We start from the raw sequence: 25,764 nt of genomic DNA, 5'->3' as shown, positions 1-25,764 counted from the left end.
TCGCCTTTTTAGTTAAAACTTTTTGTGTGGAATTTGAAGAAAATTCCATTTGGGATATACAAAGTACAGCGCACTTGAAAGTGCGCTGTGCCTTGTGTCAAAATTTTTGATTATTCAACCTTCACGCAACGGACTGAGAGACCATTTGTTTTAGCCATCTCATAGGTACTGAAAATTTCTCCAGTTTTTGCTGTCGACGAAACAAAGGCCCCTTCAGCAGGAGCATCCACTCCTTCTTCAGTATAAAACCAGCCAGCGGCTTCCCCTATATTTTGGAGTTTACGATTCAGCACATACCCGGCACCGACAAGGGAATAGCCGCTGTAATTAAAGCCACCAAATGATATAGCTCGAGCGTCTTGAATTCCGTGTTTATTGTTGTCCGCATGAAGCACAATGTAAAAATCGTCCTGAGTCAGAAGCCGCCAGCCATCCGGACAAATTCCCTGGTGGTTCGGCTGGATTAAATCGGCGCAGCTTTCGGTATTGCAGCGGCTCGGCAGCTGCATCATCTCGGCCCACTGGTAGAGGGCTCCGTAGCGGTCGCAATTTGTGGTATCCCTATCGTAGCAGTAACGCTCGATTAACGTATCGTTTGCCTGATCTTTTGTAATACCAACCATCTTGCCGATATTGAGGTTTTCTGCCATTACGGTCACAGAAGCGGCCTCGCCTTTTTTGTTTTTCCCGTTTATCGTAATGTAGTAGTAGCTACGACCATTGCGTTCATCAACAAAGGTCTTATAATCGCTGCTTTTGATACGAATAGCATCACCCAAATCAGCCTTATGGTCATACGGGACATAGCCGCTGCTACTGGGAACACTTGAACTCGACTGCGGAGTGACGCTGGAGGAGGAGTTCACACTACTGCTCGATTGCGGAGTGACGCTAGAGGAAGACTTCACACTGCTGCTGGATTTCGCAGAGCTGCTGGAAGATTTTGCGCTGCTACTGGACACACTTGTCTCGCTGCTGCTCGACTTCGGTGTGACGCTAGAGGATGACTTCGCACTACTGCTCGACTGCGGTGTGACGCTAGAGGATGACGACTGCGCGGAACTGCTAGACGCGACGCTCGAGGAAGACTTCACACTGCTGCTGGACTTCGCACTAGAGCTCGACTTCGCGTTGACTGAAGAAGAAGACTTGGCAGAGCTACTGGACACACTTGTCTCGTCTTCGCTCGACTGCGGTGTGACGTCTTCGATACTGCTGGACGACTCGTCGTCGCGCGGGGCAAAACTGCTCTCATCATCACAGGCGGCAAAAAATGCTAGACCCAATCCCAGCAAAAAACGCTTCATACAGAAAATCCTCCTACGTTATGTTGTATATTTAGCAAATTTTCCTTCTAGCCTCCACCCGGTTTTTATTATATTCCCCGCAAAAAGGATTGAACATGACGATTGACGAATTCCTGGGCGAAGCGAAAACGGTGGCGATTTTCGGGCACGTGAGGCCCGACGGCGACTGCGTGGGCAGCACCACGGCAATCTACAACTACATCCGCGACAACTTCCCGGGAATCCGCGCGGACCTGTTCCTCGAGAAGTTCCCCGAGAGCTATCGGATTCTGCGCGGGGCAAGCGATGCGCGCGAGGCCTACACCGCGGATTGCAACGGCGGGCAACCCTACGACCTCGCCTTCCTCATGGATACCCCGAGTTTCGAGCGCGTGGGGGCGAACGGCGCGGAATGCATCCGTGCCGCGAAAAAAACGATAAACATCGACCACCACATTTCTAACCCGCTGAATCTGTGCACCCTGAACCTCGTGGAACCCGAGGCGAGTTCCGCATGCGAGGTGGTGTACGTGAACATCGACAAGGCGAAGGTCGGGCGCGAGACCGCGAACAGCCTGTACCTGGGTATAGTGCACGACACGGGAGCGTTCAAGTTCAGCAGCACGGGCAAGCGCACCATGCAGGTGGTCGGCGATTTAATCGAGAAGGGAATCGACTTCGCAAAAATCGTGAACGAGACTTACTACACGCGCACCTACAAGCAGACGCTCGTGACCGGGTTCGTGATGCAGAACTGCAAGCTCGGGCTCGGGGGTAAAGTGGTCTACGCCCACATCACCCCCGAAGACATGGAACGCTTCGGCGTTACGCCCGTGGAACTCAGCAACGTCATCGACACCATCCGCGAAGTCGGCGGCACCGAAGTGGCCCTGTTCCTGTACCCGGTAAACGGCAAGTACAAGATTAGCCTGCGCAGCAACTACATCGTGGACGTGAACGCCATTGCCCGCGAGTTCGGCGGTGGCGGCCACACCCGTGCCGCCGGCGGCGACACCAGCGACGCGCCCGAAGTTGCGATTGAAAAGATTCTCGGGCTGGTGCAAAAGCAACTTGGATAAGCGCGGGTCGCCGCATGACAACAAAAGCGCGGGTCGCCGCATGGCAACAAAACCGCGGAAAAATCGCTGAAGTGTAAGAAAATTTCAGGAAAATGATGAAATTGGGGATTAAACCCCCTCTTTTGGCGGGTTTCAATCCCCAATTTCTTAGTTTGTACGCAACAAACCGCAGGGATTTGGGCTTGCAGTGGGGATTAAATCTGCATTTTCGGGCTTTTTAATCCCCACTTCGGGTGCTTATAGGGCGCCAATCACGCAAATCGCCCCTAATTTCTGTTAGTTTATATACAAAATTGGGGATTAAACAAGCAAAAAACACCCCTTTCAATCCCCAATTTTGCTTTTTTTGGCATATTTCACCCGCCAAAAAGGCTTTTCCGGGCAAAAAAAGTCGGCTTTAGCCCCAGAGCAGCAGGACTTCTACACTAAAAATAGCGCTATAGCCAGGAACACGAACATGCAGCCGCTGAACCAGTTCAAATTGCGGTTCGCCTTCGGGCTGTTGAGCATGAATTTCTTCACGGCGCCCGCAAGTAGCGCGATGGAGCCGAACACGATGAAGGTCGCCGTCACAAATTCCACCCCGAGAACAACCATCTGGAGCGACGGGCTCATGTCGCGGCTCATGTCGACTGCCGGCGGAATAAACGAAAGCGCGAAAAGAACCGCCTTCGGGTTCGTGAGGTTCATGATGATACCGCGAAGATAGAGCCTGCGGAACGAAAGGCCCGCGCCCTCCGCACCTGCACTGCCCGCGCCTTCCTTGCCCGCGACCGTTGCGCCCTCCCCGCCCGCGCGCATCTCGCCACCAGCATCACGCTCTTCCAATTTCACCACTCCAGCGCGGACCTGGAAACTCTTGTACGCGAGGTAAAGCAGGTACGCCGCCCCGCAGCACTGCAACACAAAAAATGCAATCGGGCTAGCCGCAATCAGCGCGGACACCCCCACAATCAGGAGTACCGTCTGCACGCAGATTCCCGTGCACAGCCCGCAAATCACGCTAAAGCCCGCCCGTGCGCCGTGAGTCGCGCTCTGGGCAAGCACAAACAGGTTGTCGGGGCCGGGGGCAAGCGCCACCACGAGGGCTGCTATGAAAAAGTTTAACATCTAAATAGATCCTTCGACTCGCTACGCTCGTTCAGGATGACACAACGGAGACTTTACAGTTTTTCCAAGAAGCTGTCCACGTCCATCTCGTCGAGGCCCTTCTGCAGTTCCGCAAGCGCCTCGTCGGATATCGCGACCGCGGGTTCGGACTCGCGCTCCTCGGCACGGGCGTTCGACTCGTCCACGAGCTTCTTGAGGGACGCAGCGACCTCGCTTACCTCGCCCTCGCGCTTCATGACGGCGCTCAGCACGCGGTTCAGGCGTTCGCGGAGGCGCGCAAACTCCTCCCGGTCCAGTTCCGAAGTCACTCCGGCCATGTGCATCAGCGGGGTCTTGCACTTGGCACAGGCAAAGACCATCATGGACGAGGGCTCCCCGTCCAGCATGACGTTGAAGGTGGCTCCGCAATGGGGGCAATCGATACGCAATTCACTCATGCCCCATAATGTAGAAATTTCGGGCAGTCCAAAGCCAACGCAGGCACAAAATTTTATCTTTGCAAAGAAAAAACACAAGTTTAAACACCAGATCCTTCGACTACGGGCTGCGCCCTCCGCTCAGGATGACACGACCCCCTCGCCGGGAAAATCTAAGATTTTATAACTATGCTCTGTCATTGGCTTTATCACGTTACCAGCATGGACATTTTCGATGGCCGTCTCTTCCGCGCAGGCTCGGCCGCCATGCTCTCCATCATCCTCGTGCTGTTCTTCATGCCCAAGTACATCCGCCTGTTGCAGGGGCTCGACGCCACCAGCGACTTCGACAAGGACGGTAAGACCAAGTCCCCACCCATCATGGGCGGGCTCCTCCTGGTAGTGGTGGTCGAGGTCGTCTCGCTCCTCGTCTGCAAGATGAACGGCTACACCATTTCGACGCTCGTGATTCTCGCGGCCTTCTCCGCCGTGGGCGCCATCGACGACATCGCGAAGGTCCGCGCCAAACGCCTCATCAAGCTCGGCAAGCTCAAGGCCGCCGACTACATGGACAAGGCCGACGGCATCTCCAGCAGTCTGCGCCTGTTCCTCTACTTCCTGTTCAGCCTTATCGTCGCGATTTTCTGCTACAAGTTCATCCCCGAGCTCAAGGGTGACCTCACCATCCCCTTCTGCCCCATCGACGTGTTCCAGCTGCACCTCCCCAACTGGATTTTTGTCGCCTTCATGACGTTTGTCATTGCCGCGAGCGCGAACGGGACGAACTTTACCGACGGGCTCGACAGCCTCGTTTCCGTGCCTATCCTTACCAGCATGATTTTCGTGGGGCTTGTCGCCTACGTGAGCGGCAACTTCATCTTCAGTACCTACCTGCACGTGCCGTACCTGCCCGGCTGCGATGAGCTATTCCCCATCGCCATGGCCATCGCGGGCGCACTGCTCGCCTACCTGTGGTTCAACAGCCCTCCCGCCGAAATCTACATGGGCGACGCGGGGTCCGTGGGCTTCGGCGCCACCATCGGCATCATGTTTATTTTGGTGCAGGCGGGGCTGTTCCTCCCCATCGTCTGCATCATCATCATCGCCGAGGCCTGCTCGGTGCTGCTCCAGATTCTCTGGTTCAAGTTCACCAAAAAAACAACCGGCACAGGCAAGCGCATTTTCCTTTGCGCGCCGCTCCACCACCACTACCAGAAAAAGTGGGAAGGTCGCTTCCCGAGCAAGCCCCTGATGAACTCAAAAATCGTGTGGCGCATGCACCTGATAAGCATCTTCGCGCTCATCGTGAGCATGGTGATATTCTTCGGGCTGCGCTAAAAACTATTCTGCAGATTCTTCCGTTTGGGCCTCAGCGGGCTCATCAACATCGCTATCTTCAGATTCCGTAGCGGTTTCAGTTTCTGCGGGCGCAGCAGTCTGTTCCTCCGCAACCTTTACAGGCGGTGTTTCCGCAGGCTGCAGCGCTCCATTTTCTGCAGACGCCCTTTTTTTCTTCATTTTAGACGATTGTTCTGCTATATTGAAGTCTATGGAGAACCTGAATCCCATATGGGGCTTTCTAAAATTACGTATAAACGAAATTACCGTTCCGCCACGTATCGACCATTCATCACTTAGGTGGATTCCAAGCGACGTGTAGTTCGAGATAACATAGGGCATATCGTAATCCATACGTTCAACATCTATCCCAGGGCGGTACATACTGACGGTATTGTTCAGCGATAGCCTCCACACGTGAGCCCCAACGTACGCACCGAAAAAGACATCGCCCAGCACGACAAAATCGCTAGCGACAAAGGAGTCGTCCATATCATCTTCCGAACAACCGTCAACGCCGCACCAATACCCAAAAAAGTCGACCGTCGTAAACTGGTTGAACTCCCCTAGAAACACTCCCCAATCATAATATTTATGGTTTGCACCGATGGCCACGTAGTAATAGAAGCCATCATACGCCGCAATGCCCACCTGGAAAAAGATAGGGTTGAAATTTATAATGAATTCCAATGAAGCCGAAATGTGGTAACCGTCTATTTCAAGGATTGCATTGTTCGAGTTGGTTCTTTTGACGGAATCCGGATTAACACGCTCTGTCAAGTTTGCAATCGTATTCGTGCCAAGCAGGGTTTCATCCAAGGCACGGCTCCTTACCGGGAAAGTCACCTCGTCTTCGTCTGCAGCAGTGAAAGAAGCCGAAACACGAGCCATGCTTACGCCATCCAAATCTTTTCCCGGGCCGTTGACTTCCGGCGAGGGAGATGCGCCAAACTGAAAGTTGCTGAGATGAGCAACAGAGCAGGCAGAAAGCACAAGCGATGTCGTTGCTATGGCAAGAATTCCAAAAAATCCTTTCATGGGACCTCCGCGGTTCTTTCTTAATATAACTCCTTTTTTGGCAAAAGTAAATAAAAAGTTTACAATTCCCCCAGATATCCCAAAAAACGGCTCCATCGGGGCCGATTTTGCGAAAAAATCATGTTCAAAATAAAAAAAAACGGGAAAACGATACTTCTATCATAAAAAAAGACCGCTTTATCTAGACTTTGAACAATAGCGGCCATCAAAGGTTCGCAGCACAGGGAAAAAACATATATTTATTTGTATGAAATACCGTTATGCAACTTTATCTGCAATACTAGCCAGCCTCCTTGCTGCCTGCGATTCCGGCAGTTCCTCCAGTGAGCCTGAACCGACGGAAGAACAGAAGAAAGCCTACGAAGACAGACTTGCACTGGAAAGCACCCTCGAATGGGAACCGGACGTATGCTTCTATGTTGAAAACGCGGGGCTGCAGAAGTGCCCGATACAGACGAATGCGTTTTTCCATGACTGGGCAAACAACCATCACGAAGACACCATCGAAGTCAAGTCACGCGTAACCGACATCTACTACAACCCACAATTACGCAAGGACACGGACTGCAGCCTCTCCGATATCACCGTCTCCTGGGATGGCACCCAAGCCGAAACTTACGAGACATCGGACCCACGCGCCATGCACCACCTGGGAATCAAGGTTCCCGAAACAATCTACACCCAGGAACACGTGCTCACAATCCAGATGGATTCTGCCAAGTGCGCCAACATTTCGCAGACAATCCACTTTATCCCCGGCGAGCCCTCCGCATTCTACAATACCGCATCTCCCGATATTAGCACACGCTCCAGCTGCACCGACAACTTTTTCGCATATATACACCCGAACTTCGAGTTTGTATGGGACTATTCGTCATCGGCCTTGGCGGCATACGGCGACAGCCTCCAATCCAACTGCTACCTGCAAAAGGGGGCTGATACGCTACGGGTGAATCTCAGTTTCGTCAACCCGGAAGTCCGCTCGCTCGTCCAAGCATCCCACGCCCAGGCATACCTGTACGACAATCCCCACATCATCGACTTTATCGGCAAAGATACTTCGGCCACCTTAAAATGCGCCCTTGTCTATCAAAGCGGCCTTGTTCCCGCCAAGGTTGAAAAACTGACCTACGGTGAAAAGGAAATTACTTTCCAGGAATGCGAAATCCACTCCATACAGGCTGTCTCGATAGACGATTCGCTCCGAGTCCAAGTTAGTGGGCGCCATATTGTGAATTATTTCTACGGAAGGGTCAAGAACAACGGCGAATACACGCGCTTTAGGCTAGAGCCGCAAAACCTGCAAACCATCCTTGACGAGGAATCCTGCAACGGTGCGGACTGCATCTTCTACAAGCAGTTCTCCTATGCGATGGATGATATTTGCGGGGAAAACTGCCTGCAAAACTTCGATTCCCTGTTAATCATTGCAAGTTTTTCCGGGCAACCCGCATCAAGTTTAAGCGAGTACCTTGTCTTTGTCCCAAGCAATCCTGAATTCCCTAAAGACACATCGGTCATCGATTCCGCGATAGCCGAAGTGATCGATTCCAACGGGAAATTCAGGGACAACTTCAGGAATTTCGACGTAAAACAGGTCGCCAACCCGCTGAAATGATACATTGACGTTTCTATATTAAGGCGCATGGATATTATCGAGACTCTGAATGCGGCCGGCCAGCAGGAACTGGCGGCGCACCTTGAAAAACTCTCCGGGGATGCCCGCAGGCTCCTCGAACGCGACATCGCAAGCCAGGACTGGGAAGAACTGAAGGCTCTCTACGCCGAAAAGTCAAGCGCGAGCAAGGCGGACAACGTATCTGCCGACCTGAAGCCCATGCCTTTCCGGATTGCGGAAGACAACCTGAAATACGACTACTGGAAAGAAATCGGAGAGATGCTGCTCGGGAAGGGCAAGGTGGCGGCGTTCCTCGTCGCAGGCGGCCAGGGTTCGCGCCTCGGGTTCGACGGCCCGAAGGGAATGTTCGATATCGGGCTCCCGAGCCACAAGAGTTTGTTCCAACTGCAGGCGGAACGCTTGCAGAACCTCGCGGCTCGCGTAGGCCACCCGATTCCATGGTGCATCATGACGAGCCCGCTGAACCACGAGGCGACCGTCAACTTCTTTACCGAACACAACTTCTTCGGGATGGACCGCGACAACATCCGCTTTTTTGAGCAGGGAACCATCTGCGCGCTTACGCCCGATGGCAAGGCCGTGCTCGACGGCGACAGGCTCGCTCTCGTACCCGATGGCAACGGCGGGTGCTTCCGCGCGCTTGCCCAGAGCGGTTCGCTCGCATGGCTCGTCGAGAAGGGTATAGAATACGTATTCCTCTACAGCGTCGACAACGCGCTCTGCCGCATCTGCGACCCCGCATTCATCGGGGCTCTCGCCGACAACGGGATGATGGCCAGCGCATCGAAGGTCGTTCACAAGGCGAACGCGCAGGAACGCGTGGGCATTTTCGCCTTCCAGAACAACAAGCCCGGCGTGGTCGAATACAGCGACTTGCCCGAAGAATACCGCGACATGACAAACCCGGATGGAAGCCTCGTCTTTGACGGCGGGAACCTCGCCATTCATTTGTTCAAAGTCTCGGCACTGCGCAAGTTGCAGACCGGCAAACTCCCGTGGCACACGGCCCGCAAGACGGTTTGCGGCATCGAGAACTGCTTCAAGTTCGAGCAGTTTTTGTTCGATGCTTTCCCGCAGCTCGGCACCATGCTCCCCTTCGGCGTCATCCGCGAAGAGGAATTTAGCCCGGTCAAGAACGCGGAAGGCACGGACAGCCCGAAAACAGCCCGCACGATGATCGGCAAGCTCCACCGCGAATGGCTCGTGAAGGCGCATGTCGAGGTGAAGCCCGGCAGGCTCTACGAAGTCTCGCCCACAATCAGCTATGCAGGCGAAGGCCTTTCGCGACGCGTATTTGAGCGCGAACTCGGAAGGAATATCCTGGAATTCGAGGAAGCGTAATTCCTGATCGGCAGGCACCGCGGCTCCATGTACAAATTCAAGGTAATTACATACAAATTACTACTCAACATCCTGCTGCGGCTGCCGAATGTTTTCTATGCAGCACTGTTCGCCATCGCATTCCCCATATACAAGGCGCTCCACACCGAGCGCGCCTACGGGCGTGTGGAAAAACATTTGGACGCGGCAAAGGGATATTTGGCGGCGCAGGATGAAGGCTGTGCGCCGGGGTTAAACTGTGCGCCGGGTTTAAACAGTGCGGCTTCGGGTTTAAACTGCGCCAGCCCCTTGCAGAAAGTGACCGCTCGCGACATGTTCCGCGGCATTTTCTGGAACGCGCTGGATTCTTACCGCGGCCTCGCCCGCTTCAAGAGCGTGGAACGCCGCATCGTGTTCGAGAACGAGGACATCATCAAAGGCGCCGTCGCCGAATGTGCTAAAATCGGGATGCCCGTTGCCGGCATCAGCATCCACCAGGGTTCCTTCGAGCTCATGCACCGCGCGCTTTGCCACTACAGCGAGCACGTGCACCTCATCACCGATTCCGTCGGGGATGCCGCCTTCCGCGACGTGCTAGCGGAACTCCGCAGCGACCCGCACCTCACAGAATACCACCCCGAAGAAACTGGCCGGCTCATCCGCGAACTCTTCCGCACCAAGGGAATCCTCGCGATGGTCTATGACCAGGGGAAAAACACGAAGGGCAACACCGCCGAATTGTTCGGCCGGCAAACCACACTCTATCTGCGGCTCATCGAGAAAATCAACCGGATGGGAGCGGGAATCGTCACCTTCCGCACCTGGACAGAAATGCACGGTTCGCCCTCCCGCGACAGCAAGTACCCCGAAGGGAGCATCGTCATCCGGTTCGAGACGTTCTACCCACCGAAATATGACGAGACCGTCGCCGGCAAGGCCACAAGCCAAGCCGGAGAAAGCGCCCTCGTGAAGGACATTGCCAGCGAGACGGAGCGCTGGATAGCGGAGCACCCCGACCAGTGGAGCTGGAACTACCACCAGAACTTCGTCGTCTAGGGCGCAAACCACGGAGCCGCTTTCTATATTTGGGCTGAGGATTTGAGATGCCCCTGAACGCAGAAGAAGAATTCCAGATGCAGTGGATTATGAACCACCGCATGGAAGACAAGGACGAGCAGATGCGCGTCGATGCGGAGAATGCCGCCGTGATGCGCCCCGCCCGCCTTGCGCGCGGGCGCAAGATGCGCCGCAACCCCGCGGCCTGGGACCTCCCCATGCCCGAAGACGAGATTGACCTGCACGGCATGACCGCCGATGAAGCCGCAGAGGCCGTCGAGCGGCGCATCGATGACCTGAACATCGCTGGTCTCAAGGTCCTGAGGGTCATCCACGGCGGCGGAAACCCGAGCTACGGGAACGTCAAGCGCATCATTGACCGCAAGGTCCGGTCCGAATGGAACCACCGCATTCGCCTGTACAAGGTCGAACCCGACAACGCAGGTTCGAGCATCATGGTCCTCGGGAAACCCGCCCAAAGCGACACCCCCGCACGCCCCGACCCCAAAAAGGCCAAGAAAACCGCCCGAAAGAAGTAAATTTTGGGTATTTTTACAAATTTTTCGCCCCCTACCCCTTTGAAAACCCGCACTTTTTATCTATAATTGTGCCCACAAAACCGGAATATAGCTCAGCCTGGTAGAGCGCTTGCTTCGGGAGCAAGAGGTCGTGAGTTCGAATCTCGCTATTCCGATACGAAAAGCACCCCTTGTGGGTGCTTTTTTCGTATCGGAATTATACGCGAGATGAGAACTCACGAAGTGAGTTCGACTAAATCGCCATTTGAACGCAGTGAATTTAGGCGATTTAGAGATTACGCCGCCAGGCGTAACCCGAAGGGCAAAAGTTGAACAACGTGAAACTTTTGTCAATCTCGCTATTCCTGAAAAGGAAGCGCCCCCCAACACATTCAACTTACCCTACCAGCATTGACATGCCTTAACTAAAAAGAAAGCGCCGACAATACAAAAGAAACCCACTATGGACCAAAACCTTTTTGGATGTTCTTTTTTTGTCAGGATTACCGCCCATCCTATTAGGTATATCTTAATCTTTCCATCGATTAAATTGCATAATCCTACAATTAAGCACCCAAGACCGCTGAGAAAAAGAGATATTGGATTCGAACTGGTTTCTGCAAGGTGAGGATTTCGCGGGCACACACCTCCTATTAACATTAGGACAACTCCAAAAATTTCAAGTCCGACTGCCAAAGGATTTGTCTTCTCGATATATTCCTGTTCCACTTTTTTATTAAACTCTTCACGAGACAAAATGGATTCTTTGTCACCAGTAAGTTCAATAATGCGCTTTTCAACAATCTGGACTCTTTCAGGAGAATCATCTGCTTTTAAGGGATGGTCACGAATTGTGTCAAGTATTTCATAAAGTTCATCGACAGGGAGCTTCCGGATTTTATTTTCGTAATCTTTGAGGTATTCTTCTGAAAAAGGCATGAATAGAATATAAAAAAGTTCTCGTTTTTGGCAATCTCGCTATTCCCTTTTGTAAAAAACAGCACGTTACCAAAATTTTTCGGCTTATTTTACCCCCTTTCTCCGTTTTATATATAGGGGCATCCTAAATTCCCCTAAAAAACTACCCGCTTGACATATACACGCAAAAAAGGTATATTGAATGATACAAAGTTTTGCAAACAAAGAAACCGAACTCATTTACCACCAGGAGTTTTCACGACGATTACCCCAAGCGATCCAAAAAGTTGCTCTAAGAAAGTTAATGATGATAGACAATGCAAAATCGCTTAACGATTTACGCATCCCACCAAACAACCGATTGGAGCCACTGCATGGAGATAGAGAAGGGCAATACTCCATCCGCATCAACGACCAATGGCGTATTTGCTTTACAATGACTGATAACCAGTTTTACAATATCGAAATAGTTGATTACCACTAGGAGCAAGCCATGACCAAGCACATAAAGACACCGACAATCGGAGAAATTCTGAACGAAGAGTTTTTCACCCCCATGGGTTTGTCCGCCTACAAGGTCGCCCAGGCAATCAACGTTCCCGTTTCCAGAATCCAAGACATCCTTCACGACCGCCGGCGAATCACAGTCGATACCTCTTTGAGGCTTGCCAAGTTCTTCGGCGTATCCGATGATTATTTCATCTCCCTGCAAGATGACATCGACATTCGAAACCTCAAGATAGAGCTATCAAAAGAACTCGAAAACATCAAGCCAATTGCGGCTGCCTAGTTTTTCCACCCCTACCCCCACCAAAAATGTGATTAAAATTCCCTTTTTGCGACAAAAAAGCGCATTTTTGCGTTTTCATGACACTTTTCACGCCATTTTTTGGTATTTTACAAGGCGTGAAAGGCCGTTCATACCGGCCCATCGATTTTCAGGAGTATCTATGCGATTCGCAAAACGTATTTTGACATTATTGACTTTGACCGCCACCATGTCGCTGGCCCAGCTAGCCCCCGAACCGCAGATGGCAGACGTGCCCCTCATGAAGGATTCCGCAGGGACGGCCATCAAGATGGATTTCAGCCTGCCGCTCTCCGGAGTGAGCGACCCGGGCATTCTCTTTAGTCACTTTGCCAAGCGCCCGCTGATGATATACTACTTCAGTCCCAAGTGCCCGCACTGCCAGAAGCACATGCCCGAAGTGCAGGCCATCATGAAGGAATACGAGGCGGCCGGAGTCACGGGTATCGCCATCGCAATCGGCGGGAACATCAAGAAAAACGACATCCGCATGTTCATCGACCAGTTCAAAGTGGTCATTCCGGTATTCCAGGACGGCTCGCAGAAATTCGGCCCGCTCTACGGCAACGGCTACGTGCCGGTGCTCTACCTCGTGATGCCCGACGGCACGTTCTACCGCTACGAGAGCATGGACGAGTCGCACATCAACCACCTGCGGACGATGCTGAACAAGATAAAGAAATAAGCCGGATTTTTCACGGCGGGAGGCTGCTCCGCTTCGGCTCGGATATGCCGGCGAACAAGTTCGCCGTCGCATCACTCGCCTTCTGCCGTAGTCGAACCCGGGATCTCCTCCCGAGAAAATAAATAGCCCGGACACCTTTACGGTGTCCAGGCTATTTATATACTCACGGCGGGAGTCGAACCCACGACCCGCTGCTTAGAAGGCAGCTGCTCTATCCAACTGAGCTACGCGAGCAAGTCGCGCACAATATAGAAAATTTCACCCAGTTTGTGCACAAACTTTCTTTTTATGCTATATTAAGAAAGGAAACTCCCCAAAAAGGACATTCAAATGACCGACGAACAATTCGAGAGACTCCTGCAAACGATTCAGGCACAGACCCGCGCACTGGAAGCCCAGGCCGAGGCGCTTGCAAAGATTGCAACCGCCGTAGCCAGCACGGAAACCGTACACACGGAACTCGCGACCGAAATCAAGCAACTCCGCAACGTGAACGTGCTCGGGACCGCCCTCAGCCTGTGCCGGTCCAGGTCTACAGAAAACGAGCCCCTGCAAGAAAGCGGAGGCCTCGCGGGCGCCATCGCCGACATCTGCAAGTTCGTCGATACGGGCAAGACCCCCGAAAACTGGAAGGATTACGTCACGAACGAGATTTACGTGAAGACGTTCTCCGGCAAACCGCTAAAAATGGAAGAAATCTGACAATCATTCCATTTTGGACGATAACGCAACAAACTCTCCGGTTCATTTTATATATATTGTGCTAGAGCCCACCGGGCAAACAAGTTTTTTATCACAAGGAACAAACATGCTCTCTTACGCAGACGCCTACAAGATTGCCGCCGAAGTCCACAAAGACCAGAAGGACAAGGCCGGCGGCCCCTACATTGACTTTCTCCAGAACGTTGCGGATTACCTCAAGAACAAGGGCGAATCCGAAGACGTGCAGGTTCTTGCGATTCTGCAGGACCTGATTACGGGCGCCACCAAGAAGACCCCGGAAGAAGTCATCGCGATGGGCGTTCCGGCAGACATGGTCGAACTTATCCAGAAGATGACCTACCACAAGAACCAGGGCTGGATCGACGAGTACAGCTGCAGGCTCATGGAAAAGGGCGTACCCGCAGAAGACGCGACTTACGACGCCCGCGAGAAGGACTTTGTGCGCTTCGTGGAAACCCTCAAGGACAACCCGACGGCAGCGAAGGCCAAGAGCGCCATCTTGAACGTGCTCATGGAAGACAAGTACATCCACAGGCAGGAACGCCGCGAACTCAAAACGAAGTTCCGCCTCAAGAAGTACAAGGCCGCCATCGAAGCCCTCGGCGTGTAGCACAGCCCCAAAGGCGCATTTTCCGCCCCGCATCGCGGGGCATTTTTTTATAAAGGAAGACAAAGAATGGTTCGAACAAAGGAACAGATTGTAAGCGGGCTCGCCGCATACCCAAAGGCGCTCCGTCTGATATGGACAAATAAACTCACCAAGTACCTGGCACTGCCCGTTGTCCTCAACATCATCCTGGTAATCGCCCTCATTTTTTCCGGAATCGGCATCGGGGACTGGATTAACGGCATCATCGAGCGGCACACCGAGAACATGAACGGCTGGATACAGGCCGGCATGGTCGCCATCAAGATCGTGCTCCCCATCATCTTCTTCATCGTCTTCATTTTCATCGGCGGCACCATCGTGAACGTCTTGATGTCGCCCATCTACACGATGCTTTCGGAAAAGGCCGAAACCATCCTCACCGGCAACGAGTTCCCGTTCGACGCGAAACAGACCCTGAAGGATATCTGGAGGGCTCTGCTCATCGCCCTCCGGAACACGGCAAAGCAACTGCTGCTGACCGCACTCTGCCTCCTCCTGAACCTGATTCCCGTCGTCGGGAGCGTCATCTCGATTTGCCTCATCTTTATCATCAACGCCTACTACTTCGGGAGCGGCTTCATGGACTACACCTTCGAGCGCTGGCGGTATTCCGTCAAAGATAGCCTCAAGGGCACGAGCGAGTTAAAGTACCTGGCTATTGCGAACGGGGCCGTGTATTCACTACCGCTATACCTGTTCTGCGGGACTTTTATCGCGGCTTTCATCGGGGGCGTTTCTGCCGTAGCCGCGACAATTTCACAAATAGAGATAAAGGGAAAAACGAGGCGATAGGTAGCACCCGTAGACCATTGCCGAGCAGGGCGCAATTTGCTATTTTTACGCCCGTAAATTTATAGTCCGGGACGTTCCCCGGCAAAACAAAAAGGAACACAACCATGGCAAATAAGGTCTATAACTTTAGCGCAGGCCCGTCCGTCCTGCCCGAACAAGCACTCAAGGAAGCATCTGCTGCATGCATCGACTACGCAAATAGCGGCATCAGCATTCTCTCCATGAGTCACCGTTCAAAGCCGATCGAAAACATGTTCGCCGAAACCGAACAGTTCCTCCGCGACTTGATGGGCATTCCCGAGAACTACGACATCGTCTTCCTCGGTGGTGGTTGTTCACTCCTGTTCTGCATGCTCCCGATGAACTTCCTCGACCAGAACGCAACGGCCGACTACGCGCTCACCGGCGTTTGGGCAAACAAGGCCTGCAAGGAAGCCAAGCTGTTCGGTAACGTGAACGTCGCCTGTGACACCAAGGCTGATGTGTACAACCACATCGACAAGAACCTGAAGCTCAGCGACAACGCCACGTACCTCCACGTGACTGCCAACAACACCATCTATGGTACGGAATGGCAGAGCTTCCCGAAGCCGAAGTCCGGCTTCCTCATGGCCGACGTGAGCTCCGACTTCCTCGCCCGCAAGATCAACGTCTCTGACTTCGGCGTTGTGTACGGCGGCGCCCAGAAGAACATCAGCTGCGCTGGCGTGACCGTGACTATCATCCGCAAGGACTTGCTCGGCAAGGTGAACCGCACCATCCCGACCATGCTCAACTTCCAGACCCACATCGACAACAAGAACATGTTCAACACGCCTCCGGTTTTCGCCGTGTACGTGATGAACCGCACCCTCAAGTGGCTCAAGGAATTCGGTGGCGTGGACGCAATCGAAAAGGTGAACCGCAGCAAGGCCGCTCTCCTCTACAGCGCCCTCGACAACTCCAAGGTGTTCGTTGGTACCGCCGCCAAGGAAGACCGTTCCATCATGAACGTTCCGTTCGTGTTCAACAAGGACGTGGTCGCTGCCGACAAGGCCGATGACCTCGCCAAGGAATTCCTCGAATTCGCGAAGGAACGCGGTCTGCAGCAGCTCAAGGGTCACCGCTCCGTCGGCGGCTTCCGCGCTTCCATCTACAACGCGATGCCGGTCGAAGGCGTGCAGGCCCTCGTCGACTGCCTCGGCGACTTCGAAAAGAAGGTACTCGGCTAAGCGACCAGTCCATCCATTTTAAAAAGAGGTGCTCTTGACAGAGCGCCTCTTTTTGTGTTATTATTACAGTATCAAGAAAGGAGAACAAATCATGAAATTCACCACATTTCTATTTGCGGGCGCGTTTTGCGCAGGCGCCTTGGCTACAAGCCTACACGCGGCGGAATGCAGCGTCACCCACCATCAGGGCGGGGGCGGCAGCACCGATGTCTACATGGGGTACCCGGCGACAGCGCTCTACCTGTTCGAAGGCGACTACCTGGACCTCTCCAAGATGAGCCAGCGCGAGCCCGCGGTCAAGAACGCCTCCAGCACCGATACTGCTTGGGTCTACAGGTCCGAACTGGACTCCACCATGATAGTGATTGTCACCGAGAAGGTGGTCAAGGTGGCACGAGTCACCTATTCCGACGACGAGAATACACGAATGGATTCACTTTTCACCGTGAAGCACAAAGACGTGTACAAGGACGAGTTCCCGCGCCTGCAGAAGGCGGGCGTATTCAAGGGCACGGCGGAACAGGCGGACTCCCTCGTGACACACGTATTTGAATTATGCCAGCGATTCTACAGCAAGGATTACGGTTACGGAGGCTGTGTATTCAATCCGCCCGAGCAGAGAGGAAGAAACGGCGGGAAGGACGTCGACATGGTCGACATGCCACTTGCTCTTGCAGCCGTTGCCGGCGAGTTCACCATCCTTCTCGATACGCTGAACACGTGCCCGGACATCAAGTTTCCACCCGAATCTACGACCGTCTCCCCCGCAATTCTGGGACTATCGCAGGCAAGAATCAGCTTTGCGAAACTCGGCCAGAACCGCTACCTGATTGCAGGCGCCAGGCCCAACACCCCATACAAGGCATTCAGCCTGAACGGCCAGTTCCTGAAAGGTGGCGTTCTCGAGGGCAATGTATTTGTCGCACCGGCACTCCCCATCATCCTGATGCTGGAAAGCGGGCAAAGAATTTACCTGAAGTAACGGAAATTAATTTATCTTAAACGCAATTTATTTCTGGTAGCGGGCGTACTCGCCCTCTTCCCAGTCGCGCTCGTAATCTTCGCAGTCTTCCCTGAAGGATTCTGCGTACGAGGCGAGTCGTTCCAGCTTGACTTTTTCAAACTCAATCACGAAATACGAAACGCCTTCGCCACAATAGGAATCGGTAACATTTTTATCTGCAAGGTCTTCCCGCAGCGCCTGTTCGAATTCCAAACACATCTCGGCCTTATCCATCGGCGATATCTTGAAATAGGACTCTTCATAGTACTGCGAGCCGTTACCCGCATCATCGAACACGATCCGTTCCACAAACCCCTTGTAGTTCGGGATATTCAACTTTATCTGGCTCCAGTTTTTGCCGTCGGAATCAACACCGGTGGTCGCCTCGCAGTAAAAATCCGGGTCACCACCTGCAGGGAAACTCCCCTTCGCTTCCGCAGACTTACCCGAGTCTCCCCCGTTTTCGGGAGAACCCGATGCGGAATCGTCGCAGGCACAGAACGCTACAGCCAGCGACAGGATAAATATGTTCAAGAACGACTTTTTCATAAATCTCCTTTTAGCCCCAAAAAGCAGGCTTTTCCGAAATATAATATATTGGTGCACTTCGGCAACGCTTCGACAAACTCAGCGCACCGGCTCAGTGACCTTACGTCGAACCACGGTTGGTGAGCTTGTCGAACCACGGTTGGTGAGCTTGTCGAACCATTGGCACGGTTCTTGCATCTTCTATAGCGAAAACAAGGCAGGACCGCCAATTTGTTTCATTTTGAAACGCTTTGACAGTCTAAACCGCTCGAAAATTAAACATCAAGGAGATCCCCGCCTTCGCGGGGATGACAAAGGACAGAAAAATGGCTACAGAAAAGATGGAGTTCCAGACCGAAGTTCGCGACATGCTGAACTTGATGATCAATTCCCTTTACAGCAACAAGGAAATCTTCCTGCGCGAGCTCGTTTCGAACGCGGCGGACGCACTGGACAAGCGCCGTTTCCTCTCGCTTTCAAACGCCGACTTGCTCCCGGTGGGCACGCAGCTCCGCATCGATATCTCGGTGAACAAGGAAGGCAAGCGCATCGTTGTCGAAGACAACGGTATCGGCATGAACAAGGAAGACTTGATCAACTGCCTGGGCACCATCGCCCGTAGCGGCACCAAGAACTTCATCAAGAATTTGAAGGAAGGCGACAAGGGCAGCGTCGATCTCATCGGCCAGTTCGGTGTGGGTTTCTACTCCGTGTTCATGGTTGCAAAGAAGGTCGAAGTGTTGACCCTTAAGGCCGGCGAAACTCAGGGCTATATGTGGTCTTCCGAAGGCACGGGCGAATTTGAAATTTCTGAAGCCCCGCGCGACAAGGTGGGCACCAAGATTACTTTGTACCTGAAGGACGACGAAGATGCCGAAGACTTTGCCAGTGAATGGAAAATCAAGGACATCGTCCAGAAGTACAGCGGCTTTGTAAGCTACGGCATCTACTTCCACCCGGAACCGACCAAGAACGACAAGGGCGAAATCGAAGAAAAGCCCGAAGAACGTTTGAACGAAAAGCAGGCCCTGTGGCGCCAGAGCGAAAAGGAAGTCACCGAAGAACAGTACAAGGATTTCTACAACGTCATCAGCCACGAAGCCGACGAACCGGCCGCCTGGAGCCACAGCCACGCCGAAGGTTCCCAGGAATTCTGGAGCCTGGTGTACATTCCGTCGAAGGCCCCGTTCAACATCTGGCACAACGACGCTTTGCACGGCCTCAAGCTCTACGTGAAGAAAGTCTTTATCATGGACGACTGCAAGGACTTGCTGCCGCCGTGGTTGCGCTTTGTGCGCGGCGTGGTGGACAGCGAAGACTTGCCGCTGAACGTGTCCCGTGAAATCTTGCAGAACAACAAGATCATCACCAACATCCGTAAGCACGTCATCAAGAAGGTGCTCGATACCTTGCAGAACATGGCCGACAAGGATGCCGCCAAGTACAACGCCTGGTGGCGCGAACTCGGCATGGTCCTTAAGGAAGGCTTCTACATGAACTGGGAACATCTTGACGAACTCAAGAAGTTGCTCCGTTTCGAAAGCACCAAGACCGAAGGCGACGCTCTCGTGGGCCTCGACGAATACGTGAAGCGCATGCCGGAAGGCCAGAAGGAAATCTACTACCTTATCGGCGACAAGAATGCCGTGAAGAGTAACCCGATGCTCGAAGCCTTCAAGGCCAAGGGTTACGAAGTGTTGCTCATGAGCGACGGCATCGATGAATTCATGATGTCGAGCCTCACCGAATTCGGCGACAAGAAGTTCCACGACATCGCCCGCGGCGACGTGGACTTCGAAAAGACCGAAGACGAAAAGAAGGCCGAAGAAGCCAACAAGGGAATCTTCAAGGGCCTCTGCGAAAACCTGCAGAAGGTCTTGGACGAAGACATCAAGGAAGTCCGCGTGTCTAGCCGCCTGAAGGATAGCCCCTGCTGCCTCGTCACGAGCGAAGACGCCATGAGTGCCCAGATGGAACGCATGATGAAGGCGATGGGCCAGAAGAACTTGCCGAAATCCAAGCGCATCCTCGAAATCAACCCGACGCACCCGATTTGCGAAATGCTCAAGAAGAAGGCCGAAGCGAAGGAAGATCTGGGCGACTGGCCGAAGGCCCTCTACGGTCAGGCTCTGCTTGCCGAAGGTTCTCCGCTCCCGAACCCCGCTGAATACGTCAGCGCGATTACTAAACTCCTGACCGCCAGCGTGAAGTGACGCTAGATACAACCACATTTACGAGAAGCCCGCGACCCATTCGCGGGCTTTTTCGTTGACAACACACCCATTTTTTGTTAAATTTGAATTTGCGAATGATTTGCAAATTAGAATACAAGACGAAAACGCGACAAGTCATCATGGACTTCATGGTCAAGAATCCTGACCGGATTTTCAAGGCCTCCGATATAGCCCAGGACCTGCGCTCCGTTTCCCTGAGCACCATCTACAGGAACCTCGCCCGTCTCGAAAAAGCGGGTATCGTCCAGATTGTCGGGGCCGAAGAGAACAAGGAACTCCAGTACCGCTACACTGGCCCGAGCAAGTGCCAGGAGAAAATGCACCTCGTGTGCAAGGAATGCGGCAAGTTTTTCCACCTGGAAGGCCCCGCACTCAAGATGCTGCAACTTTCGGTACAGCGCGTAAGCGGCTTTGAACTGGACCAGCAGCAGTCGGTTTTGCTCGGGCGCTGCGCCGGATGCTCCATAGCCGCGAAGAAGCCCCTCCCGCGGAGGCGTATGCACCATGTTTAAGGCCCTGTTCGACAGGCTTCTGGTTATCTTGGCGTCACTCTACGTGTCACGCCACCTGGAACACCATTGCCACGGCGAACATTGCCACGTCTGCCACCATATCCATCGCTGTCTGGAACTGATTACGGTCTGCATGGAAATGGTCGTCGCTCCTTTTGAAATCGCGCTCCGCTGCGTGTTTTTCAGGCTCCCCCGCGTCAAGGTTCTCGATACGTGCCGAGCCACCCTTGTTTCGCAAAAGGTCCTGTTGTTGAATTGAAGTGCGTCGCACCCAAGACGACGAGCGGTACAAAGCCGCATAACAACATCAACAACATTTGTCCATACGGACAAGGACCTTTATATGAAAAAAGTTGCATCCATTGCAATATTGTTTTTTGCGTTAGCGTCCATGCTGACCGCCTGCAACACGGAATCCGGGAAAAAGGATTCCGCACCGAAAAAGATTTCCGTCGTCGCGACCATCTACCCGCAGTACGACTGGTTGAAGAACGTGATCGGCGAGCGTGCCGATGCAGTTGACCTGAAACTGCTCATCAAGAACGGCACCGACCTTCACAGCTACAAGCCCTCGGCACAGGACATCGCGACCATCGCCAAGGCCGACCTTGTCGTTTACGTGGGCGGCGAGTCTGACGAGTGGATCGAGAAGGCTCTTGAGGCCACCCCGAAAGAAGGGCGCATCGCGTTGAACCTGATGAAGGCACTCGGCGACCGCGTGAAGGAAGAAGAAGTCGTGGAGGGTATGCAGGTAGAGGAACATCACCATGAGCACGGCGAAGAAGCCGAAGAACATGAGCACGAACACCATGAGCATGCCGAAAAGCACGAAGACGAGCATCATCACCACGAAGAAGTCGAGAACGACGAGCACATTTGGCTTTCGTTGAAGAACGCTTCGATTTTGGTGAGTGCGCTAGCCGAATCGCTTTCGAAGGTGGATTCCGCGAATTCGTCTATCTACATAGCGAACGCGGCCACCTATAACGCGAAGCTCCAGGAACTGGACGAAAAATTCACCACGGCCATTTCGGGAGCTTCACAAAAGACCGTACTGTTCGGAGACCGGTTCCCGTTTCGTTATCTGGTGGACGATTATGGCATTAAGTATTATGCCGCGTTTGTTGGCTGTTCCGCCGAAAGCGAGGCGAGTTTCGAGACGGTTACGTTCCTTGCGGGGAAGATGGATTCTCTACAACTGCCAGCCATCTTCACGATTGATGGAAGCAACGGGAAAATCGCCCGAGCCATTCTCGAAGCAAGCAAGAACTCCAAGAACGCGCAGGTCTTGACGCTCAATTCGATGCAGTCGGTGACGGACGAACAGATAAAGGCCGGCGTCGATTACCTCTCCATCATGCGCGACAATCTGGAAGTATTGAAAAAGGCTTTAAAATAACATGAACGAAATAATCCCTCTGATCAAATGCCGCCAGCTGACGCTCGGCTACGGAAGCAAGGACCTGGTCCGCGACCTGGATTACGACGTGAATGTCGGGGACTACCTCTGCATCATCGGACGCAATGGTTCCGGCAAGACAACGTTCCTCCGTGGAATTGCAGGCTTGCTCAAGCCCAAGTCCGGAGATATCGAACTCTGCGAAGGGCTCAAGCGCAGTGAAATCGGTTACCTGCCGCAGATGACGCTAGTCCAGAGGGATTTTCCCGCATCGGTGGAAGAAATCGTTCTTTCCGCATTCCAGGGCAAGTTCCGCCTGCTGCCGTTTTATGGACGGGCCCAGCGGGAACGCGCCATGGAATGCATGGCGCTCACCCGCACCGAAAGCTTGCGCAAGTCGTGCTTCCGCGAACTTTCGGGTGGCCAAAAGCAGCGCGTGCTTTTGGCCCGGGCCCTCTGCGCTGCCGAACGCTTATTGCTTCTCGACGAGCCCGTAACCGGCCTCGATCCCGAATCTACGGAAACGATGTACCGCGTCATCAATGACCTGCACAAGAAGGGCATGACCATCGTGATGGTCACGCACGACGTGGACTCAGCCCTGGACGATGCTACCCGCGTGATGAACTTCGACCAAATATCAGTTAAAGGAAGATAAAACCTCAAGTCAAGGAGATCCCCGCATTCGCGGGGATGACAATGTACGGTATGCCAATTGATACGCTTCTTTTCTATCTAGACTTTCCCTTCGTGCGCTACGCGATTATCGTAGGCGTACTCATATCGCTCTGCTCCTCGCTGCTGGGCGTTACTCTCGTACTCAAGCGCTACTCCTATATCGGTGACGGCCTTTCGCACGTTGCATTCGGCGCACTTGCCATTGCAGCAGTGCTCAAGGTGACAAACAACATGCTCATCATCTTGCCGGCAACCATAGCCGTGGCAGTACTCCTGCTCTGCACCGGGAAAAACGCTCGCATCAAGGGCGATGCCGCAGTCGCCATGGTATCGGTCGGAGCGCTTGCCATCGGCTACCTGCTGATGAACATATTTTCCACCTCGGCAAACATCTCGGGCGACGTGTGCACTACGCTTTTCGGTTCCACGTCCATCCTCACGCTGAAACTGGAAGAGGTCATCCTGTGCATAGCGCTCTCGTGCGTGGTACTTTTCTGCTTCGTCCTCTTCTACAACAAGATTTTCTCCATCACGTTCGACGAGAATTTCGCACGCGCCACGGGCGTCAACACTGCACTTTTCAACCTGCTGATTGCCGTCATCGTCGCAACGATTATCGTACTCGCCATGAACCTTGTGGGTGCGCTTTTGGTATCGGCCCTCGTGGTTTTCCCGGCACTTTCGGCCATGCGCGTATTCAAGAGTTTTTTCTCGGTGACGGTCGCTGCGGCCACCATATCAGTGATTTGCTCGCTTATCGGCATCGTAGTCGCCATCCTCGCCGGGACTCCCGTGGGTTCGACAATCGTGGCGGCGGATATCGTCGCCTTCGGGCTATTCTATTCCATCAGCATGATTCTTGGCAAGGGAAATTAATTTGTATAAGATAATTCTTTCACTCCTGCTTGCATGTACGGTTTCATTTGCAAAGGAACCGGGCGCGGCTCATAAAAAAATTGACATCAATCTCGCCCGCATGAGCGGCACCATGGTGTATGCGCAGGTCTACAAGATGGTAACCGAGCCCGCAAAATTCATCGGGAAGCGCATCAAGATGAAGGGGATTTTTTCAAGCTACTACGATTACGAGACCAAGAAACGATTTTATGGTTGCGTGATTGCAGATGCGCTTGCGTGTTGCTCGCAAGGGCTTGCGTTTGAGCCCGCCAAAGACCGCAAGTTCCCTGACGACTTCCCCGACGAAGGTGCAGAAATCACCATCATCGGCGATTTTGAGATGGAAGAATACGGGGACGACGCCTACCCCATCATCCGCAACGCAAAAATGTCGAACGAGTAATAATAGGCGTTATTACCCGTGGTAAAGGTTACCGGACTGGTAATTCGGTTCCGTGGTGAGATTCACGCCCAGACGACGGAACACGCCCACATCGACCTGCGAGAGGATAACGCTGGAATGCACTTCGCAGTGGCGGAGTTCCGGCAGTTTCTCTAGGGCGATTTTCGCGTTGTAGTCCGTGAGGGCACACACAGAGAGCGCCACGAGCGCCTCGTCCATGTGCAAGCGCGGATTCCTGTGGCCAAGCTGTTTCGTCTTCAGATTCTGAATCGGCTCGATGACCATCGGCGAAAGCAGGCGCACTTCGTCGGGGATACCCGCAAGATGCTTGAGTGCGTCAAGCAGCATGGCAGAGGACGCTCCCAACAGCGAAGAGGTCTTCGCCGAGATGATGGCACCGTCGTTCAACTGGATGGCAACCGCTGGGCCTTCGGTCAACTGCGCGCGTTCCACGGCAGCGGCAATCACGGGGCGGTCGGCAGTACTAATCTGCGCCTGCTCCATGATGAGTTCCTGCTTGTAAATCTGGTCCTTTTCCGCATTGCCCTTGCGCACGTCGCAGAGCGTGTTATAGTAGCGGCGGATGATTTCCTGCTTGGCGGCCTCGCAAACGGCATCATCGTCAATAATGCAGTTGCCCGCCATGTTCACGCCCATGTCCGTGGGGCTCTTGTACGGAGATTCACCCAGAATGCGCGTAAACAGCGCGTTCAGCACTGGGAAAATTTCCACATCACGGTTATAGTTGATTGTAGTTTGTCCGTAAGCTTCCAGATGGAACGGGTCAATCATGTTCACGTCGTTCAGGTCGGCGGTGGCCGCCTCGTACGCGAGGTTCACCGGATGCTTAAGCGGGATATTCCAGATGGGGAACGTCTCGAACTTCGCGTAACCCGCCTTGATGCCGCGCTTGTTCTCGTGATAAATCTGCGAGAGGCAGACGGCCATCTTTCCACTCCCGGGGCCGGGAGCCGTCACCACCACAAGTTCGCGAGTCGTTTCGACAAATTCATTCTTGCCGTAACCGTCGTCGCTTACAACCAAAGGAATATTGCTCGGGTAACCCGCAATCGGGTAGTGGCGGTAAACCTTGAGTCCCAGTCCTTCCAGCTTCTTCTGGTAGGCAACGGCGCTCGGCTGTTCCTGCCAGCGGGTCAGCACCACGGAGCTCACGTAAAGGCCGTAACCGCGGAAAGCGTCAATCAGGCGGAGCACGTCCTGGTCGTAGGTAATACCGAGGTCGCCGCGGACCTTGTTCTTTTCGATGTCACCCGCATTGATGGCGATAATGACTTCGGCCTTGTCCTTGATTTTTTCGAGCATGCGGATTTTACTGTCGGGCGCGAAGCCAGGCAGCACGCGGGATGCGTGATGGTCATCAAACAGTTTTCCGCCAAATTCCAGGTAAAGTTTCCCGCCGAACTTCGCAATGCGCTCGGCAATTTTTTCGGACTGCGTCTTGAGGTACGCTTCGTTATCAAAACCTACTTTAAACATCTTTTTCTACCGATTCAAAATTAAAAT

At 53.4% G+C, this 25,764-nt stretch carries 28 protein-coding genes and 2 tRNA genes; 22 read left to right on the top strand and 8 right to left on the bottom strand.

What is annotated here, in order from left to right:
* Positions 1-110: 110 nt before the first annotated feature.
* Positions 111-1,307 carry an FISUMP domain-containing protein gene (locus CRO08_RS04345; RefSeq protein WP_141398231.1) on the bottom strand — a complete coding sequence of 399 codons (1,197 nt, stop codon included), beginning with the start codon at positions 1,305-1,307 and terminating at the stop codon, positions 111-113.
* Between the two features lie 95 nt (positions 1,308-1,402).
* Here CRO08_RS04345 and CRO08_RS04335 point away from each other — a divergent pair, with 95 nt between their 5' ends.
* Complete coding sequence (locus CRO08_RS04335) at positions 1,403-2,365, top strand: bifunctional oligoribonuclease/PAP phosphatase NrnA (protein ID WP_097035193.1); 963 nt, start codon at positions 1,403-1,405, stop codon at positions 2,363-2,365.
* A gap of 420 nt (positions 2,366-2,785) precedes the next feature.
* Here the strand turns inward: CRO08_RS04335 and CRO08_RS04330 are convergent, their stop codons facing one another.
* Positions 2,786-3,475: a LysE family translocator gene (locus CRO08_RS04330; protein ID WP_097035192.1), complete on the bottom strand. Its 690-nt coding sequence runs from the start codon at positions 3,473-3,475 to the stop codon at positions 2,786-2,788.
* A 53-nt stretch (positions 3,476-3,528) separates the two neighbouring features.
* On the bottom strand, positions 3,529-3,912 hold the full coding sequence (locus CRO08_RS04325; protein WP_097035191.1) for a hypothetical protein: 384 nt from the start codon (positions 3,910-3,912) through the stop codon (positions 3,529-3,531).
* Between the two features lie 168 nt (positions 3,913-4,080).
* On the opposite strand from CRO08_RS04325, the gene mraY reads away from it, so the two are divergent.
* Positions 4,081-5,229 carry a phospho-N-acetylmuramoyl-pentapeptide-transferase gene (gene mraY / locus CRO08_RS04320; protein ID WP_072810228.1) on the top strand — a complete coding sequence of 383 codons (1,149 nt, stop codon included), beginning with the start codon at positions 4,081-4,083 and terminating at the stop codon, positions 5,227-5,229.
* A gap of 3 nt (positions 5,230-5,232) precedes the next feature.
* Here the strand turns inward: mraY and CRO08_RS04315 are convergent, their stop codons facing one another.
* On the bottom strand, positions 5,233-6,267 hold the full coding sequence (locus CRO08_RS04315) for a hypothetical protein (protein ID WP_141398230.1): 1,035 nt from the start codon (positions 6,265-6,267) through the stop codon (positions 5,233-5,235).
* A 247-nt stretch (positions 6,268-6,514) separates the two neighbouring features.
* Here CRO08_RS04315 and CRO08_RS04310 point away from each other — a divergent pair, with 247 nt between their 5' ends.
* The 5 genes from CRO08_RS04310 to CRO08_RS04290 all read left to right on the top strand — a co-directional run bounded on the left by CRO08_RS04310 (position 6,515) and on the right by CRO08_RS04290 (position 10,976).
* Positions 6,515-7,885 (top strand): hypothetical protein, encoded by a 1,371-nt coding sequence (locus CRO08_RS04310; protein ID WP_097035189.1) that lies wholly within the window; start codon positions 6,515-6,517, stop codon positions 7,883-7,885.
* A 27-nt stretch (positions 7,886-7,912) separates the two neighbouring features.
* Positions 7,913-9,247 carry a UTP--glucose-1-phosphate uridylyltransferase gene (locus CRO08_RS04305; RefSeq protein ID WP_097035188.1) on the top strand — a complete coding sequence of 445 codons (1,335 nt, stop codon included), beginning with the start codon at positions 7,913-7,915 and terminating at the stop codon, positions 9,245-9,247.
* A gap of 27 nt (positions 9,248-9,274) precedes the next feature.
* Entirely contained in the window at positions 9,275-10,282 is a 1,008-nt protein-coding gene (locus CRO08_RS04300) for a lauroyl acyltransferase (protein ID WP_097035187.1), read from the top strand.
* Positions 10,283-10,329: 47 nt separating this feature from the next.
* Positions 10,330-10,821, top strand: a complete 492-nt coding sequence (locus tag CRO08_RS04295; RefSeq protein WP_097035186.1) for a Smr/MutS family protein — start codon at positions 10,330-10,332, stop codon at positions 10,819-10,821.
* 81 nt (positions 10,822-10,902) lie between these two features.
* Positions 10,903-10,976 (top strand) — tRNA-Pro (locus tag CRO08_RS04290).
* Between the two features lie 226 nt (positions 10,977-11,202).
* Here CRO08_RS04290 and CRO08_RS04285 read toward each other — a convergent pair.
* Positions 11,203-11,739 (bottom strand): hypothetical protein, encoded by a 537-nt coding sequence (locus tag CRO08_RS04285; protein ID WP_097035185.1) that lies wholly within the window; start codon positions 11,737-11,739, stop codon positions 11,203-11,205.
* A 181-nt stretch (positions 11,740-11,920) separates the two neighbouring features.
* Between CRO08_RS04285 and CRO08_RS04280 the strand changes: the two genes are divergently transcribed.
* From CRO08_RS04280 to CRO08_RS04270, 3 genes are all read left to right on the top strand, one after another.
* A complete protein-coding gene (locus tag CRO08_RS04280) occupies positions 11,921-12,202 on the top strand; it encodes a type II toxin-antitoxin system RelE/ParE family toxin (RefSeq protein ID WP_073115809.1) in 282 nt (93 codons plus the stop codon).
* A 9-nt stretch (positions 12,203-12,211) separates the two neighbouring features.
* Entirely contained in the window at positions 12,212-12,508 is a 297-nt protein-coding gene (locus CRO08_RS04275; RefSeq protein WP_097035184.1) for a HigA family addiction module antitoxin, read from the top strand.
* Between the two features lie 160 nt (positions 12,509-12,668).
* Positions 12,669-13,211, top strand: a complete 543-nt coding sequence (locus CRO08_RS04270; RefSeq protein ID WP_072810212.1) for a TlpA disulfide reductase family protein — start codon at positions 12,669-12,671, stop codon at positions 13,209-13,211.
* Positions 13,212-13,371: 160 nt separating this feature from the next.
* Here CRO08_RS04270 and CRO08_RS04265 read toward each other — a convergent pair.
* A tRNA-Arg gene (locus CRO08_RS04265) sits at positions 13,372-13,445 on the bottom strand.
* Positions 13,446-13,541: 96 nt separating this feature from the next.
* Between CRO08_RS04265 and CRO08_RS04260 the strand changes: the two genes are divergently transcribed.
* From CRO08_RS04260 to CRO08_RS04240, 5 genes are all read left to right on the top strand, one after another.
* On the top strand, positions 13,542-13,913 hold the full coding sequence (locus tag CRO08_RS04260) for a hypothetical protein (protein WP_097035183.1): 372 nt from the start codon (positions 13,542-13,544) through the stop codon (positions 13,911-13,913).
* Positions 13,914-14,019: 106 nt separating this feature from the next.
* Positions 14,020-14,544: an HD domain-containing protein gene (locus tag CRO08_RS04255; RefSeq protein WP_097035182.1), complete on the top strand. Its 525-nt coding sequence runs from the start codon at positions 14,020-14,022 to the stop codon at positions 14,542-14,544.
* A gap of 66 nt (positions 14,545-14,610) precedes the next feature.
* Positions 14,611-15,375 (top strand): EI24 domain-containing protein, encoded by a 765-nt coding sequence (locus CRO08_RS04250; RefSeq protein ID WP_097035181.1) that lies wholly within the window; start codon positions 14,611-14,613, stop codon positions 15,373-15,375.
* A gap of 104 nt (positions 15,376-15,479) precedes the next feature.
* The gene (gene serC, locus CRO08_RS04245; RefSeq protein WP_097035180.1) at positions 15,480-16,586 is read left to right on the top strand and encodes a 3-phosphoserine/phosphohydroxythreonine transaminase; all 1,107 of its coding nucleotides are present in this window, start codon (positions 15,480-15,482) and stop codon (positions 16,584-16,586) included.
* A 91-nt stretch (positions 16,587-16,677) separates the two neighbouring features.
* The gene (locus tag CRO08_RS04240; RefSeq protein WP_097035179.1) at positions 16,678-17,568 is read left to right on the top strand and encodes a hypothetical protein; all 891 of its coding nucleotides are present in this window, start codon (positions 16,678-16,680) and stop codon (positions 17,566-17,568) included.
* Positions 17,569-17,595: 27 nt separating this feature from the next.
* On the opposite strand, the gene CRO08_RS04235 is transcribed toward CRO08_RS04240, so the two are convergent.
* Positions 17,596-18,138: a hypothetical protein gene (locus CRO08_RS04235; protein WP_097035178.1), complete on the bottom strand. Its 543-nt coding sequence runs from the start codon at positions 18,136-18,138 to the stop codon at positions 17,596-17,598.
* Positions 18,139-18,443: 305 nt separating this feature from the next.
* On the opposite strand from CRO08_RS04235, the gene htpG reads away from it, so the two are divergent.
* The 7 genes from htpG (at position 18,444) to CRO08_RS04200 (ending at position 24,240) form a co-directional block, all read left to right on the top strand.
* A complete protein-coding gene (htpG, locus tag CRO08_RS04230; RefSeq protein WP_097035722.1) occupies positions 18,444-20,330 on the top strand; it encodes a molecular chaperone HtpG in 1,887 nt (628 codons plus the stop codon).
* Positions 20,331-20,425: 95 nt separating this feature from the next.
* Positions 20,426-20,863 (top strand): Fur family transcriptional regulator, encoded by a 438-nt coding sequence (locus CRO08_RS04225; RefSeq protein ID WP_097035177.1) that lies wholly within the window; start codon positions 20,426-20,428, stop codon positions 20,861-20,863.
* The gene (locus CRO08_RS16655; protein ID WP_141398229.1) at positions 20,856-21,122 is read left to right on the top strand and encodes a hypothetical protein; all 267 of its coding nucleotides are present in this window, start codon (positions 20,856-20,858) and stop codon (positions 21,120-21,122) included. Before CRO08_RS04225 ends, CRO08_RS16655 begins: the two co-directional genes overlap by 8 nt.
* 84 nt (positions 21,123-21,206) lie before the next feature.
* Positions 21,207-22,262: a metal ABC transporter substrate-binding protein gene (locus tag CRO08_RS04215; protein WP_097035175.1), complete on the top strand. Its 1,056-nt coding sequence runs from the start codon at positions 21,207-21,209 to the stop codon at positions 22,260-22,262.
* Position 22,263: 1 nt separating this feature from the next.
* Positions 22,264-22,920: a metal ABC transporter ATP-binding protein gene (locus tag CRO08_RS04210; protein WP_072810186.1), complete on the top strand. Its 657-nt coding sequence runs from the start codon at positions 22,264-22,266 to the stop codon at positions 22,918-22,920.
* A gap of 41 nt (positions 22,921-22,961) precedes the next feature.
* Positions 22,962-23,816, top strand: a complete 855-nt coding sequence (locus tag CRO08_RS04205) for a metal ABC transporter permease (protein WP_176495054.1) — start codon at positions 22,962-22,964, stop codon at positions 23,814-23,816.
* Between the two features lies 1 nt (position 23,817).
* Positions 23,818-24,240: a hypothetical protein gene (locus CRO08_RS04200; protein ID WP_255252236.1), complete on the top strand. Its 423-nt coding sequence runs from the start codon at positions 23,818-23,820 to the stop codon at positions 24,238-24,240.
* 12 nt (positions 24,241-24,252) lie between these two features.
* Here the strand turns inward: CRO08_RS04200 and CRO08_RS04195 are convergent, their stop codons facing one another.
* Entirely contained in the window at positions 24,253-25,737 is a 1,485-nt protein-coding gene (locus tag CRO08_RS04195) for a DUF1846 domain-containing protein (protein ID WP_097035174.1), read from the bottom strand.
* Between the last annotated feature and the right edge of the window lie 27 nt (positions 25,738-25,764).

The sequence above is a fragment of the Fibrobacter sp. UWT3 genome (assembly GCF_900230125.1).
GTDB lineage: Bacteria > Fibrobacterota > Fibrobacteria > Fibrobacterales > Fibrobacteraceae > Fibrobacter.
Note: the sequence above shows the minus strand (reverse complement) of the source record. Positions and strands in the feature narration are given on the sequence as shown.

Bases quoted from the DNA above. Each gene is read 5' to 3' on its own strand.
- CRO08_RS04275 (WP_097035184.1), top strand. From the start codon at position 12,212: ATGACCAAGCACATAAAGACACCGACAATCGGAGAAATTCTGAACGAA.
- CRO08_RS04310 (WP_097035189.1), top strand. From the start codon at position 6,515: ATGAAATACCGTTATGCAACTTTATCTGCAATACTAGCCAGCCTCCTT.
- mraY (WP_072810228.1), top strand. From the start codon at position 4,081: ATGCTCTGTCATTGGCTTTATCACGTTACCAGCATGGACATTTTCGAT.
- CRO08_RS04305 (WP_097035188.1), top strand. From the start codon at position 7,913: ATGGATATTATCGAGACTCTGAATGCGGCCGGCCAGCAGGAACTGGCG.
- CRO08_RS04270 (WP_072810212.1), top strand. From the start codon at position 12,669: ATGCGATTCGCAAAACGTATTTTGACATTATTGACTTTGACCGCCACC.
- CRO08_RS04315 (WP_141398230.1), bottom strand. From the start codon at position 6,267: ATGAAAGGATTTTTTGGAATTCTTGCCATAGCAACGACATCGCTTGTG.
- CRO08_RS04325 (WP_097035191.1), bottom strand. From the start codon at position 3,912: ATGAGTGAATTGCGTATCGATTGCCCCCATTGCGGAGCCACCTTCAAC.
- CRO08_RS04335 (WP_097035193.1), top strand. From the start codon at position 1,403: ATGACGATTGACGAATTCCTGGGCGAAGCGAAAACGGTGGCGATTTTC.
- CRO08_RS04285 (WP_097035185.1), bottom strand. From the start codon at position 11,739: ATGCCTTTTTCAGAAGAATACCTCAAAGATTACGAAAATAAAATCCGG.
- CRO08_RS04255 (WP_097035182.1), top strand. From the start codon at position 14,020: ATGCTCTCTTACGCAGACGCCTACAAGATTGCCGCCGAAGTCCACAAA.
- CRO08_RS04280 (WP_073115809.1), top strand. From the start codon at position 11,921: ATGATACAAAGTTTTGCAAACAAAGAAACCGAACTCATTTACCACCAG.
- CRO08_RS04215 (WP_097035175.1), top strand. From the start codon at position 21,207: ATGAAAAAAGTTGCATCCATTGCAATATTGTTTTTTGCGTTAGCGTCC.
- CRO08_RS16655 (WP_141398229.1), top strand. From the start codon at position 20,856: ATGTTTAAGGCCCTGTTCGACAGGCTTCTGGTTATCTTGGCGTCACTC.
- htpG (WP_097035722.1), top strand. From the start codon at position 18,444: ATGGCTACAGAAAAGATGGAGTTCCAGACCGAAGTTCGCGACATGCTG.
- CRO08_RS04195 (WP_097035174.1), bottom strand. From the start codon at position 25,737: ATGTTTAAAGTAGGTTTTGATAACGAAGCGTACCTCAAGACGCAGTCC.
- CRO08_RS04235 (WP_097035178.1), bottom strand. From the start codon at position 18,138: ATGAAAAAGTCGTTCTTGAACATATTTATCCTGTCGCTGGCTGTAGCG.
- CRO08_RS04345 (WP_141398231.1), bottom strand. From the start codon at position 1,307: ATGAAGCGTTTTTTGCTGGGATTGGGTCTAGCATTTTTTGCCGCCTGT.
- CRO08_RS04250 (WP_097035181.1), top strand. From the start codon at position 14,611: ATGGTTCGAACAAAGGAACAGATTGTAAGCGGGCTCGCCGCATACCCA.
- CRO08_RS04210 (WP_072810186.1), top strand. From the start codon at position 22,264: ATGAACGAAATAATCCCTCTGATCAAATGCCGCCAGCTGACGCTCGGC.
- serC (WP_097035180.1), top strand. From the start codon at position 15,480: ATGGCAAATAAGGTCTATAACTTTAGCGCAGGCCCGTCCGTCCTGCCC.
- CRO08_RS04240 (WP_097035179.1), top strand. From the start codon at position 16,678: ATGAAATTCACCACATTTCTATTTGCGGGCGCGTTTTGCGCAGGCGCC.
- CRO08_RS04205 (WP_176495054.1), top strand. From the start codon at position 22,962: ATGTACGGTATGCCAATTGATACGCTTCTTTTCTATCTAGACTTTCCC.
- CRO08_RS04225 (WP_097035177.1), top strand. From the start codon at position 20,426: ATGATTTGCAAATTAGAATACAAGACGAAAACGCGACAAGTCATCATG.
- CRO08_RS04260 (WP_097035183.1), top strand. From the start codon at position 13,542: ATGACCGACGAACAATTCGAGAGACTCCTGCAAACGATTCAGGCACAG.
- CRO08_RS04295 (WP_097035186.1), top strand. From the start codon at position 10,330: ATGCCCCTGAACGCAGAAGAAGAATTCCAGATGCAGTGGATTATGAAC.
- CRO08_RS04330 (WP_097035192.1), bottom strand. From the start codon at position 3,475: ATGTTAAACTTTTTCATAGCAGCCCTCGTGGTGGCGCTTGCCCCCGGC.
- CRO08_RS04300 (WP_097035187.1), top strand. From the start codon at position 9,275: ATGTACAAATTCAAGGTAATTACATACAAATTACTACTCAACATCCTG.